Here is a 13,111-nt window from a genome sequence, read left to right on the forward strand (position 1 = left end):
AAAATCCCTTCAGTTTTCCTGAAGGGATTAGAGGGGTAAAATGCTAAGGGGAATTAGCAATTCTACTATGAAGAAAAAAGAGGTCTTAAATATAACGTATATATTCCCCTTTGTAAACACCTTTCTCTCACATGTCACAACTTCGTCACATTTCACCGAAGAAAAATTAATAAATCATTCATTTTTCATTCCTTTTAAAATGGATATTGGTGCAAATGCTGGCCACCATCCATTGTCATACAAGTTCCATTTATGTATGCAGCTTCATCTGAACATAAATAATAAGCTAGACCCGCAATTTCTTCTGGTGTCCCCAGCCTACCAAGTGGGACACTTTGTATTGTACGCTTAGCCATTTCTTCTGAAATCCATAATTTATCGGCACCACCTGTACGTTCAATTGGTCCTGGTGCGATAGCGTTAACTCGTATCCCATATTTACGTCCCCACTCAACAGCAAGAGTCTTTGTCATCGCTAATACACCAGCTTTAGCTGCTGCCGAATGGATAACCCCTGGGCCTGCATCCCATGCATATGTTGCCACCATGTTAATAATATTTCCTTTTATACCTTTATCGATCCAATATTTACCGATAGCCTGACTACAATAAAATGTACCATTTAATACAATATTAATTACCGAATTCCAGCCATTCACAGATAAGTCCTCTGCTGGACAAATAAAGTTTCCGGCTGCATTATTTATTAAAATATCAATTCGTCCAAACTTCTCATCAATATGTTCAATCATTTTTTGAATATCATCAGTATTTCGTACATCCATTTGTACAGATAATACTTGCCCTGGAAACTGTTCAATTTCTAACTTTGCTTCTTCTAGCTTTTCTTTTGTACGCCCTGTAATAACAACTCGTGCCCCTTCTTTTGCAAAACGAGTAGCCATCCCTTTTCCCATTCCACTTGATCCACCTGTTATAATAACTACCTTCTCTTTCACATACATCCCCTCCAAAAAATGAATATACATTCATTTTATCACTATATTTGATAGAAATCTTTATATTTTTCAATTTTTTCTGACTTTTTTGACGTAAAGAGGTTTCTTTTCGTTCATTTTTTTTCGTAATCTATACTACTTTTTTAGTGTTTAAAATATATTTTAAAAAAACTGAAGGGAGATTCGAGTAACCCATATATGAAGAAAATTACAAGAAGAGATTTTTTGAAATCTATAATAAACACTTGTCTATATTCATTTATAACCGCTAGTATCGGCTATTATTATGCTAAATATATAGAGCCCTATTTGCTTTCTTTTACGCAACACACACTTAAATCACAGCTCATACCAAAAGGTTTTCATGGTATGAAGATCCTTCAATTTAGCGATTTACATCTAGGATACTATTTCTCTCTCCAACATTTATCTCAAATCGTTTCCAAGATTAATGCTGAAAAGCCAGATATTGTCCTTTTTACTGGTGATCTCATTGATGATTACCAAACATATACCGAGGCTCCTTTTGTTGCATCCATTTTAAAGAATATACAGGCACCCTTCGGTAAATTTTCTATTTATGGTAACCACGACCATGGTGGATATGGAACTGAATACTATGATCACATCATGCGCGAATCTGGATTTGAACTTTTGCAAAATAGCGAAAAGCGAATTCGTTTACTGGATAATAGTGAAATTTCTATTTTCGGGCTCGATGATATGCTACTAGGTAAACCAAAAATAGTGGAAACTTTACAACATGCAAAACAAAATATTTATACAATTGTTCTCGTTCACGAACCAGATATCGCGCCACAAATCGCTACATATCCAATCAATCTTCAACTTTCTGGTCATAGCCATGGCGGACAAGTACAAATTCCTTTTTTAGGTGCTATTATTACCCCGTCGCTTGCAAAAGAATATATTGAAGGTTTCTATAACATTCAAGGTTTGACTCTCTATGTCAATCGAGGTATTGGAAGAACACGTGTCCCATTCCGCTTTATGTCAAAACCTGAAATTACACTCTTCATCCTACAACATTCGTAACAATTCGCCTATTTTCTTACATATCCTTTCTTGTACGCGCTCATCCACACTTGGTCCACCATATGATAAAAATGAGTCCAGTAAAGGAGGTTTGTTCATGTATCCATATTATCAACCAATCCCATTTCGTTCAGCACCTATTGGCCCAGCAGGCGACTCACGCTTCTTTCCATTTTTCGGTATTCCATTTCTAGCTGGAATTGCTGGAGGGTTACTCGGTGGAGCATTAGCTTTCGGCCCTAGACCGTTTTATCCGCCATATCCACCGCCTTTCCCACCACCGGCACCCTTTCCTTGTTACGGAGGGCCTTGTCAACAACCATACTATTACTAATTTAAAACAACGATTCTTCCAAATATTACTCTCTCAACGAACCGACGCATCACACGCTTATAATAAAGTGAAACTTTATTCAGTGGGGGACATCCTCACTGATTATTAGCCTTCACCAATCGGGCTTTTACGGGCAGTTGATTTCCCACTTAATCTCCTCGCATTCGCCGAATTTTGAGGTGGGAGTCTTACTGCCCGTAAATAGGGGGATAAAAACTATCCTCTCTACTCATTCTTCCATTTACGGAACATATAAGTAGAGAAAAAAATAAAAACCTCTTAATTTCGATTAAGAGGTTTTTATTTTTTTCTATTATTCAGTGTCTGTATTTTGATACGCCATCTTAAATAAATTCAATTGGCTATCAATTTCTTCTATACTACTATTAGTTATATAATAATAGTCACCATCTTTATTTTGTTCACGTGTTTTCACATTATCAGCTAAAATAAGCTGTAAAATTGAATTTATTCTCGCTTTCATTTCAATATCTAGAATTGGGAAGGATATTTCTACTCGTTTTTCCATATTCCGCGTCATCAAATCAGCTGAAGATAAGTATATTTTCTCATCTCCATTATGATGGAAATAATAAATACGACTATGTTCTAAATATCTTCCCACAACACTAACTACACGAATATTTTCACTTACATTTGGAATCCCAGGTCTTAAACAACATGTCCCTCTAACGATGAGCTCTACCCTTACCCCAGCTTGCGATGCTTCATACATTTTTTTTATTAACGGTTTATCTGTTAACGAATTCATCTTAGCGATAATATATCCATTTCCATATTGTCTATGGTAACGGATTTCCTCATCTATTAAATCCATAAATTGCTCTCTTATATCAAATGGTGCAACAGATAAATGATGAAAATGCGGTTTCGTTGTATAGCCACTCAAATAATTAAAGAAATTTGTTGCATCTATACCAAAGTCTTTTCGCGATGTAATATATCCAAAATCGGTATATAACTTCGCTGTTGCATCATTATAATTTCCGGTTCCAAGATGTACAAACCTTTCAATTTTTCCGTTTCTTCTTCTTACAACTAACGTAATTTTACTATGCGTTTTCAAGTGACTTACTCCGTAAATAACGTGACATCCGGCCTGTTCCAATTCTTTAGCCCAATGAACATTATTTTCTTCATCAAACCGCGCCTTTAGCTCAACCAATACCGTCACTTGTTTTCCTTTTTCAGCTGCTACCTTCAATGCCTGAATTATTGGAGAATCTCCACTTACACGATATAATGTTTGTTTGATTGCAAGTACATTCGAGTCATCTGCCGCATCACGGACAAAATCAACGACCGGCTGAAACGACTCAAAGGGATGGTGTAATAAAATATCATGTTCTATCGCTTTTTCAAATACATCTTCCTCATCACCTAAATCTTGAGGAGGTTGAGGAATAAGAGCCGGATATACTAGATGTTCATATAGAGGCGCTAATTTTTTATATAAGGAGAATAAACATGTTAAATCTAACGGTCCATCCATCATGTACACATCTTCATCTTTTACTTCCAACACCTCATACAATAACGCTAACACTCTTTCATCAATGTGTTCTTTACCAATTTCTAAACGAACGGCAGCTCCCCACTTACGCTTTTTCAATTCTTTTTCAATTCTTTTTCAATTACTTTTAATAAATCGCGTGCACCTTCTTCATGGATTGTTAAATCAGCATTACGTGTAATACGGAAACGAGTAACAGGTGATACGTTATATCCTGTGAATAATTTATGGGTAAATCCACTAATTACATCTTCTAATAAAATAAATTTATGTTTTTGCCCTTCACTCGGTAAAAATATGAAACGCTCCAGTAAAGAAGGCACTTGGACAATTCCTAACTTCGTGCGATTTTCTTCCTCTGCCTGCTTCTCATCGTATAAAATAGTAGCTAAATTCAAGCTTTTATTTAATAACATAGGAAATGGACGATACGCATCAATAGCTACAGGAGTTAACACTGGAAAGATTTGTTCATCAAAATACTCTTCGATAAATTCCCTCTGTTCTTTCGTCAAATCATGGAATGTTAGACGCTCAATCCCCTCTAGTTCAAGCGCTGGCAATACGTAACTTTTAAACGTATCATACTGTACAGTCATTAATTCATGAGCTTTTATCGCAATCTTATTTAACTGTTTCTTCGGTGTTAAACCTGCTTTATTTTCTGGCTGATTAAATCCGGCACTTACTTGATCTTTCAAACCTGCTACGCGCACCATAAAAAACTCATCTAAATTTGAACTAAAAATACTAATAAACTTTAATCTTTCTAAAAGTGGATTTTTTTCATCTTGCGCTTCTTGTAGTACACGTTCATTAAAAGCTAGCCAGCTCAACTCACGGTTATTATAATACGCTGTATCATTTAAATTTACTAAATTCCCCTTTAGCAATTCCATTCTCTTCACACTTCCCTTTGAAACTTTTTCACTATAATTTAGTTACTTTCATTTTATCAAATTATAATATTCCAAAGTGTTAATTTTTCGTAAAGACATCCGTACAACTTAACATTTTGATTCGAATGATAAGTTAATATTCGTTTTTAATACTCTTTCTAGCTGCTTTTTTTGTTTTTCAGCTTGTACTTTTTCCGCTAATGCCGATTGCTCACATACAATTCTAAATGTTAATCCTTCTTTACTTTCTGTTATAGATATCGTTTCAACAAGCGCTCTTTGTCTCACATGTAAAGCGGCTGAAAATTGCAAAACAGCTCCTAATAATCGGATTTTTTTTTGTTCACTTTTATCAAACCACCCTTCATATGGGGCTAAATGTTGTTTAAATAACATTTTTGATTTGTATGAAGCAATAAGTGCTAATCTAACTCGATCTTTATGCATCATACCATCAATTGTTTTATTCGCTAGTAAATAAAACGTATGTAAGCGGCTCGCTTCTTCATCAATGTACTTCCCTATATTAAATACTTTCGCCGCTTGATGGAATATTTCCCAGTCTTTTTCCGACATAGAAATAAGTCCTGCTCCTTCAAGTTGTTTACAAATCAATGTTCCTTGTTTAATAAGTTGAATTACAAATTCCATATCCATTTCGTATTCATATGATAATAAATATAAACTTTCTTCTACTACGTTCGGATAGTACGAAATCCCCAAATCTTTCGTTAATTCTTCATAAAAAACACCTTCTCTTAATCCTTTTTTACTCAATACAAATGCCGGTGCCTCTATCACGTTTACAAGCATATGAAAGACTTCGACCGCTGGAATAATTGTATCTGCTCGATCTTTTGCTAACCCTTCCAATTTTTGTAGTTCTATGAACGACAATTCTTTTAATTCATCTTTTACATTTTTAATATCTTCTTCTTTCATTTTGTATAAATGTAATCCAGCTATAGGATAACAAATTAAATTTTGATGAATTTTCACCATGTTCCTCGCACTACCCCCAATTGCGATAAGAGGCAATTTTTTAGCTATTAACCACGGCAGCGTTTGAAATTGATACCATAAATACCTCTTAAGCTCATCTAACTCTTCAGTAGTAGGAATATCACCTTGAATAAATTGTTGCTTTAAAGAAAGTGCTCCAAAAGGAAAGCTATGATATTCTAAAATTTCTCTATTTCGGAAGTATGTAACTTCTGTACTCCCCCCACCAATATCAACTGTAATTCCTTCTGAAAATGAAGTAGAATTCATAACTGCTAAATAACCGTAACGCGCTTCTTCATATTCTGATAAAACTCTAAGAGTAAAATCTGTTTGCCCTTCAACAAGTTTTTTAATTTCATCTTGATTTTCAGCCTGTCTAATTGTTGCCGTTGCAACACAAAGTACATGATGTAACTTATGGAATCGTGTACTTTCTTGAAATTGAAATAATGTTTGTAATAATACTTCTATTCCTTCTTCACTTAATACACCATTTACTAAATAATTTCTTAACCTAGCGACCACTTTCGTATTTTCAATCTCTTTATAAAAACCCCCGCTTTGTTTTTCATAAATAACTAAACGCATTGTATTAGAACCAATGTCTATAATGGCATATTGTAGTTTTAATATTTCTTTCAAACTTCTCACTCTTTCATTATCAAATTTCTGAAACATATTCTATCACTATTATACAAAATAGTTGTTTTTTATAACAATATTGCTTTAATATTGAAAATATATACAATTACTTTTTGCATATAATAAAAACCCATTTTATTTATGCTATAATAAGGAAAACTTGAAAGGAGATTCAATATGAAACCTTCACAACCACAATCTCAATTACATAATCAACATTCTATTAATAGACTAGCTCAATCTATTTTCGTTGTGAATCGTCATGCTAAAGCTGCAACTAATCCTAAGTACTTATATTGGTTAAAAAAGACTGCTTTAGAACGCTTAATTACTGAAAAAAAGGCTATCAAAGAAGGATTACATTTTTCTAGAAATCCACGTTTTAGTCAACAACAATCCGATGTTCTTATACGTTTAGGTGATTATTTTTTCCATATCCCTCCTACGAAAGATGATTTTCGCACCCTACCACATCTTGGTCACCTTGAATCCTCCTATCGAAATCCGAAAACAACCTTATCTTTAACAATAGCAAAAAAAACACTTCAAGATTATATTGGTCCTGAAGCATTAAAACAAGAAAAAAAATTAAGCGAACCAGTTCCATGGTATAGCCGTACCTATACAAAAAAATAAAACAGTTTGGCCCATATTAGGCCAAACTGTTTTATTTTTTATCTTCCTTAATTTTAATATTCGCTTGTTTATAGAATGCAACTTTTTCTGTATTATATGATTTCGTATATTCATTAAACTTATCTTTTTCTGTCTCAATATCTTTATATGCTTGGTTTACTAACTTTACTTTCTCGCTAATATCTTTTAATTTTGTACCTTTATCTTGTAGCATTGTATATAATTCTTTTTCTTGCTTTAAAGATTTATTATAGCTATCGTACATCTTTTGGAATGAATCATGTCGTTTCTCATAAGTACTCTTTACTTTATCCGCCTGGTCTTTTAATTTATTATCTTCAATTTTCTTTACATGCTTATCAGCTGACTTCACTTCTTCTTGCGCTTTATTTAACGCCTCTTTTTCTTTAATAAGAACTTTTTCTCGTTCAGCTGTATTTTTCACTGCTTGATCAAGCTTATCCTTAACAGCCTGATTATTATCTTTTCCTTCTTGGACAATTTGATTATATAATACTTGCCCCTCTTTCTCTAATGACTCTAATTTTTTCGCATCTTCAAACATTGTTTTTTCTTGCTTGGCAGCATTTTCAAATGCAACATATAGCTCCTCTTCTGGTTTTGGGCCGAAACAACCAGCTAGTAAAGTCATTGATAATGCAGTTACAATTGCTAATTTACTATATTTCAACATCTTTTTCCTCCTACTTATATACGATTATCGTGTAAAAAGCTATGAAAATTATATATCCTTCTATAAACTCCGCACTCGCACCTTTTTACGAAAATCATTGATATTATTTATAATGCTTGTACAAATTGTATTACTTGAAATCACATTTTACATTTTTGAACTAAATAGCAGTTTCGTATCCATCTTTACATATACTTTTACTTGGCACTTTTTAAAACCTGTTCATACTATGTATTACATAAAAGTACAACGGAATTCATCACAGCCATAATAATTTGAAGAACAACAGTAATAATTCACCTGATAAAAGATATTCGTTGTTCTCTCACATCTATCATTCCCTTTCCCGCTTTCTATCAAATAATCTCTTTGTTCATTTTACACAGTACAAACGCTACCTTGCAACAAGTTACAATTATTCTTGTCATTCCCTAAAAAGGAAAAGTGTAGAGCATGCTTTCCTCTACACTTTTAAAATGAAACACATTGTGCAAAATGCATTGACACATCCATCATAATTATATGCTTATTCCATATATTTTTAAAGACTTTTATTACAAAAAAAGTTCTTTTTGTAATAAAAGTCAAAAAAATGTTACATTCAAAACTTCTTCATATCATATTTCTTTAAATCAAAGTTTTACTTATTTCCTTACAAATTCCTATGCTGGTACAATTGATTTTGTGCCTTTCTTAACAATTCTTCAAAAGTTTTTCCTTCTACTGGATAACTAGCAGCTCCAAATAATAGAGTCATACTTAACAAGCCATTTTCTATTTCACTTTCAATATTTTTCATTAATCGGTTTGTTATTGTCGATTTTTCATGTCCGTTATCAACCGCCACAACAACATACTTATTTTCATTCCACTTAGTAACGACATCCCCTTTACGAATTGTCTTTACAATCGTACTCTCTAATTTTTGTACTAACACCTCCAATTTTTTTTCGTGCACTGTTTCTTTTAGTTCTTTCCATTCTTTCACAGAAAGAATGTACACTGTAATATTATGAGAATCCCGTTCTGATAAAGCAGCTACTTTCTCAAAGAAATCAACTACAAAATCATTACTCGCCATTCCCCCTACTTCCGTATCCATACGCCCACTCGCTCTTTTATCATACCAATGTCCAAAATAATAGCTGAGTATCATTTGCAATATATAAATAATAAAGACGGTATAAAATGATCGCGAATCCAGTTTTGTAATTACATCCTGAAGCGCAATCCATTCTGTAACTGCCACTGTATTCCCGAGTAATAACCCACTAATTTTCCCTTTATGTTTCATATTTCTCCTCCTTTCTATACCAATATATGTTTCTATAACAATTATGTTTTCCTACAAAATAAAAAATGTACATGTTCAATGTACATTTCCGCTTAAGCTTGTCTACCATTTCTATTCTATTTCATATATATACTATATATCGTTTTAGAAAGAGGTGACCTATATGCTACAAAAAGAAAATCTATCAGATATTATACGTTTACTAGCAGGTTTTCTGTTATCGTTAAAATTACTATTTAATTCTTTCGGAGTGAACTTTATTACAAACGATCAAATTGATGCTATTGTAAATGTTGCTTCCTTTCTTTTCATTCTATATTTTGGTTATAAAAATAATTATGTAGGAAAAAAAGGAATCGAGCAAAAAAAAGTACTCAAAAAACACAACCTCCATTAAAAAAAGGAACCTTTCGTACAGGTTCCTTTTTATCATTGCCGCACAACAACTTCATTTGTTTGCAGTGGACCATATGATACTTCTTTATATTGAAATGTATATGTAGCCTGAAATAATGCATTTTTGAGTGCTTTATCTTTATTTGCTTTTATTTTACAAATTAGTTCTACCTTCTCATTCGGTAATAAATTATCGATTCGCCACCTTACAAGCTGGAACAGGAACTCACTCATCCCCTTATCAGCCTTTAATGAGTTTGGAATATATGCAAAATAATCTCGAATCATATGACTTACTACAACTCGTGAAATCATTTCCATTCCTTTATTTTCAACTTCAATTCGAATAATAAGTATGTCATTTACATCATAGGTCAGTTCATATGAAAATTTTTCTTTATACATACTACGGATTTGCAATGTGACTGCTACATTCGGTGCTTCCGTGTCCTTTTTAGAACCATCCATCCACAAAACCGGCTGTAACGGTATAGAATACCTTCCTTGATCCGAAATTCGTTTCCATATTTTCATAATAATATTCACCCCATTTCAAATGCATCATATCCATACGACCTTATTCTGCCTCTCTACACAATATTAATAAAGCTTGTTACAAACGATATATAGTTATTACTCTTCCTTTTATCCTATTCGACAATATAAAGAAAAAACCATTTTCCCTCTGTTAACAGAAGGTATTCTTACTGAAATATTTTTTTACAATTTCCTTCATTGACTTTATACCAATACTAAGTATTACTCACTCTTTCTCTGTCCATACAACAGAATATTTTGACGGAAGAAAAAGTTTGCCTTTTAGTCAAATTTGACTATAATATTCTTTATGGCTTTGTCAGTGCACTTGTGTGAATTGATTTGAAAGAACTATACTTTAAATTTTTATGCGCTGCACTCGAAAGTTAATATTGTTTACTTATTATTAAAGGAGGGTTATATTTGGAATCTCAATTATCAAAAAAAGACTCCAACAATACAAAATTTGTTGTTGCTGGTTTACTACTTGGTATTCTAATGGCAGCAATGGATAACACAATAGTCGCAACTGCAATGGCAACAATCGTTGGAGACTTAGGAGGGTTCGACAAATTCGTTTGGGTCACATCTGCATATATGGTAGCAACCATGGCCGGTATGCCTATTTTCGGTAAGCTATCTGATATGTACGGACGGAAACGCTTTTATATTGGCGGATTAATTCTCTTCTTATTTGGTTCTGCACTTTGCGGGACAGCATCAAGTATTGAACAACTAAGTATTTATAGAGCCATTCAAGGAATTGGTGGCGGCGCTCTTATGCCTATCGCATTTACCATTATGTATGATATATTCCCGCCTGAAAAGCGCGGAAAAATGACCGGACTATTTGGTGCTGTTTTCGGAACATCTAGTGTTTTCGGACCTTTATTAGGTGCTTACATTACAGATTATATAAGTTGGCACTGGGTCTTCTATATTAATATTCCATTAGGACTTATTTCTTTCTTCTTCATTACTAAATACTATAACGAGTCTCTAGAATATCGAAAACAAAAAATTGACTGGGCTGGTGCCATTACACTTGTCATTAGTATCATTTGCTTAATGTTTGCCCTAGAACTTGGCGGTAAGGAATATGCATGGGACTCTAATGTGATTATTGGTTTATTTTCAACTGTTATTATTATGCTTATTATTTTCTTCTTCGTAGAAAGAAACGCAACCGAGCCTATTATTTCTTTCCATTTATTTAAAAAACCTTTATTTGCAGCTAGCCAAGGTGTTGCCTTTTTCTATGGCGCAGCTTTTATCATCTGTACAGTTTATATTCCAATCTTCGTTCAAGGTGTTCTCGGTGGTTCAGCCTCAAATGCTGGATTAATTTTGACACCTATGATGGTAGGATCTGTAATTGGAAGTCAAACTGGTGGACAGTTAGCTTCACGAACAAGTTATCGTAACATCATGATAGTATCTGGAGTTTTCTTCGTTCTTGGTATTTATTTACTAAGTACTTTAACAATGGAAACACCTCGTACACTCGTAACTATGTTTATGGTGCTTGCTGGACTTGGAGTTGGATTCTCCTTCTCAGTTTTAAGTATGGCATCTATCCACAAACTAGAAATGAGAGATCGCGGTTCTGCTACATCCACGAACTCATTCTTCCGTTCACTTGGAATGACCCTTGGCGTCACGATTTTCGGTACGATTCAAAATCATGTTTTCACTGATAAATTAAAAGCAGTCTTCCCTCCTGAACTAGAAAAAATGGCTCCTAAAGGTGGAGACACAAGCTTTTTATTATCACCAAATGCTACTGAAAAGCTACCTCCTGAAGTACTGATCGGAATTAAAGAGGCTCTTGCAACATCTATTGCTAATACATTTTTCTGGGCACTTATCCCAGCTACGCTAAGTATAATTTGTATTTTACTTATGGGAAATGAACGTCTTTTCACAGGACCAAAAACAAAGCAAAAACAAAAACAAGTAAGCTAATATAGAAAAACGAAACGGTATATCCCTTTATGAAAGAGGATATACCGTTTATAATATATAAAGTTTCTATATACAGGAGTTGAGGCAGCATGAGCATGAAGTTAGTCATTCTCGGCTTGTTACTCGAAGGAGATAAACACCCATATGAAGTTCAACATATAATGAAAGAACGACAAATGGATTGTTATATTAAATATGCCAAAGGATCGCTATACTATGCCTTCGAGCAATTAGAAAAACAAGGTGCGATTAGCGTTACCAATATTGTTCGAGATACGAATAGACCAGATAAAACAATCTTCCATATAACAGGGGACGGAAAAACCCTTTTCCATACTTTATTATTAAAACAATTTGAAGCGAAAAGCCAAATATATAAACCTATTTATTCAGCGCTCTCTTTCGCTCACTTTAGCGACGAACAAGCACTAGTTCCTATTTTGGAAAAAAAGAGAGATGATACAATGCTATATTTACATACAATGCAAACGATATACGATCATAATAAACAACTAGTTCCTCGTGCTCAACTATATATTCTACAAAGCGTCATTGAGCATATTAATGTTGAATTACGTTGGCTAAACACACTCTTACAAGATGCAACTGCAGGTCGTCTTTCAGAAATAGGTGTAGATAATGATTAAGTTTTTCTAAAAGAGGTGCCTCCTCTTTTAGAAAAACTTAACACTATAATTATTCCTCGCAACTCAAAACACCCTCATTTTAATAATAAATAACTATTAAAAATCCTTAATTTTCTGAATGGATAGGAATAAAAAAACTTTAGAATTTTCTTATTTTAAAACAGTGGACAAAATTCCGAAAATTGTGTTAGAATTTGTTTCAATATCATATCGCTTGTTAAATTCCTTTCAAAAGGAAAATAGGTACACGAATATTTCACTTCGTGTTTAAAAGGGAAGTTTGGTGAAACTCCAACACGGTCCCGCCACTGTAAATGCTGAGATTTCTTTTTTGTGCCACTGTGAAAACGGGAAGGTGAAAGGAATTATATGAAGCATAAGTCAGGAGACCTGCCTATTTTAACAACACTGATAGACTCACGGATGATGATGAGGTGTTAAGAACAAAAAGGAAGGCTTATTTTTCTATGCCTTTATGCTTTTTGTTATAGGTATTTCCGAGTAAACGGAAAT

General features: G+C 33.6%; 11 protein-coding genes, 1 pseudogene and 1 riboswitch. Of the genes and pseudogenes, 6 read left to right on the plus strand and 6 right to left on the minus strand.

The features are described 5' to 3' along the window. Nucleotides 1-194: 194 nt before the first annotated feature. On the minus strand, nucleotides 195-959 hold the full coding sequence (gene fadH / locus KPL75_RS06530; protein WP_219919845.1) for a 2,4-dienoyl-CoA reductase: 765 nt from the start codon (nucleotides 957-959) through the stop codon (nucleotides 195-197). Nucleotides 960-1,157: 198 nt separating this feature from the next. On the opposite strand from fadH, the gene KPL75_RS06535 reads away from it, so the two are divergent. Both KPL75_RS06535 and KPL75_RS06540 read left to right on the plus strand, forming a co-directional pair. Beyond that, nucleotides 1,158-2,015 carry a metallophosphoesterase gene (locus tag KPL75_RS06535; RefSeq protein WP_219919847.1) on the plus strand — a complete coding sequence of 286 codons (858 nt, stop codon included), beginning with the start codon at nucleotides 1,158-1,160 and terminating at the stop codon, nucleotides 2,013-2,015. A 97-nt stretch (nucleotides 2,016-2,112) separates the two neighbouring features. Then, nucleotides 2,113-2,349, plus strand: a complete 237-nt coding sequence (locus KPL75_RS06540) for a hypothetical protein (RefSeq protein ID WP_219919849.1) — start codon at nucleotides 2,113-2,115, stop codon at nucleotides 2,347-2,349. Between the two features lie 313 nt (nucleotides 2,350-2,662). Here the strand turns inward: KPL75_RS06540 and KPL75_RS06545 are convergent. Next, nucleotides 2,663-4,782, minus strand: a pseudogene (locus KPL75_RS06545) (polyphosphate kinase). A gap of 108 nt (nucleotides 4,783-4,890) precedes the next feature. Next, nucleotides 4,891-6,465 carry a Ppx/GppA family phosphatase gene (locus KPL75_RS06550; protein ID WP_219919851.1) on the minus strand — a complete coding sequence of 525 codons (1,575 nt, stop codon included), beginning with the start codon at nucleotides 6,463-6,465 and terminating at the stop codon, nucleotides 4,891-4,893. A 141-nt stretch (nucleotides 6,466-6,606) separates the two neighbouring features. Here KPL75_RS06550 and KPL75_RS06555 point away from each other — a divergent pair, with 141 nt between their 5' ends. Continuing rightward, complete coding sequence (locus KPL75_RS06555) at nucleotides 6,607-7,065, plus strand: YkyB family protein (RefSeq protein WP_000804854.1); 459 nt, start codon at nucleotides 6,607-6,609, stop codon at nucleotides 7,063-7,065. 31 nt (nucleotides 7,066-7,096) lie between these two features. On the opposite strand, the gene KPL75_RS06560 is transcribed toward KPL75_RS06555, so the two are convergent. Beyond that, nucleotides 7,097-7,759, minus strand: coding sequence for a YkyA family protein (locus tag KPL75_RS06560; protein ID WP_219919853.1), 663 nt, complete (start codon nucleotides 7,757-7,759; stop codon nucleotides 7,097-7,099). Nucleotides 7,760-8,411: 652 nt separating this feature from the next. After that, complete coding sequence (locus tag KPL75_RS06565; protein ID WP_219919857.1) at nucleotides 8,412-9,053, minus strand: diguanylate cyclase domain-containing protein; 642 nt, start codon at nucleotides 9,051-9,053, stop codon at nucleotides 8,412-8,414. Nucleotides 9,054-9,216: 163 nt separating this feature from the next. Between KPL75_RS06565 and KPL75_RS06570 the strand changes: the two genes are divergently transcribed. Continuing rightward, complete coding sequence (locus KPL75_RS06570) at nucleotides 9,217-9,450, plus strand: SPP1 phage holin family protein (RefSeq protein WP_000939452.1); 234 nt, start codon at nucleotides 9,217-9,219, stop codon at nucleotides 9,448-9,450. Nucleotides 9,451-9,482: 32 nt separating this feature from the next. Here KPL75_RS06570 and KPL75_RS06575 read toward each other — a convergent pair whose 3' ends face one another. Next, nucleotides 9,483-9,983: a hypothetical protein gene (locus KPL75_RS06575; RefSeq protein ID WP_219919859.1), complete on the minus strand. Its 501-nt coding sequence runs from the start codon at nucleotides 9,981-9,983 to the stop codon at nucleotides 9,483-9,485. A 426-nt stretch (nucleotides 9,984-10,409) separates the two neighbouring features. On the opposite strand from KPL75_RS06575, the gene KPL75_RS06580 reads away from it, so the two are divergent. Further along, a complete protein-coding gene (locus KPL75_RS06580; protein ID WP_219919861.1) occupies nucleotides 10,410-11,951 on the plus strand; it encodes an MDR family MFS transporter in 1,542 nt (513 codons plus the stop codon). 89 nt (nucleotides 11,952-12,040) lie between these two features. Next, entirely contained in the window at nucleotides 12,041-12,598 is a 558-nt protein-coding gene (locus tag KPL75_RS06585) for a PadR family transcriptional regulator (RefSeq protein WP_219919863.1), read from the plus strand. 224 nt (nucleotides 12,599-12,822) lie between these two features. Next, nucleotides 12,823-13,011: riboswitch (cobalamin riboswitch) on the plus strand. Nucleotides 13,012-13,111 lie beyond the last annotated feature (100 nt).

Origin of the sequence: Bacillus sp. NP247 (assembly GCF_018966865.1) — a bacterium.
Lineage (GTDB): Bacteria > Bacillota > Bacilli > Bacillales > Bacillaceae_G > Bacillus_A.

Bases quoted from the DNA above. Each gene is read 5' to 3' on its own strand.
- KPL75_RS06535 (WP_219919847.1), top strand. From the start codon at position 1,158: ATGAAGAAAATTACAAGAAGAGATTTTTTGAAATCTATAATAAACACT.
- KPL75_RS06540 (WP_219919849.1), top strand. From the start codon at position 2,113: ATGTATCCATATTATCAACCAATCCCATTTCGTTCAGCACCTATTGGC.
- KPL75_RS06550 (WP_219919851.1), bottom strand. From the start codon at position 6,465: ATGTTTCAGAAATTTGATAATGAAAGAGTGAGAAGTTTGAAAGAAATA.
- KPL75_RS06555 (WP_000804854.1), top strand. From the start codon at position 6,607: ATGAAACCTTCACAACCACAATCTCAATTACATAATCAACATTCTATT.
- KPL75_RS06560 (WP_219919853.1), bottom strand. From the start codon at position 7,759: ATGTTGAAATATAGTAAATTAGCAATTGTAACTGCATTATCAATGACT.
- KPL75_RS06565 (WP_219919857.1), bottom strand. From the start codon at position 9,053: ATGAAACATAAAGGGAAAATTAGTGGGTTATTACTCGGGAATACAGTG.
- KPL75_RS06570 (WP_000939452.1), top strand. From the start codon at position 9,217: ATGCTACAAAAAGAAAATCTATCAGATATTATACGTTTACTAGCAGGT.
- KPL75_RS06575 (WP_219919859.1), bottom strand. From the start codon at position 9,983: ATGAAAATATGGAAACGAATTTCGGATCAAGGAAGGTATTCTATACCG.
- KPL75_RS06585 (WP_219919863.1), top strand. From the start codon at position 12,041: ATGAGCATGAAGTTAGTCATTCTCGGCTTGTTACTCGAAGGAGATAAA.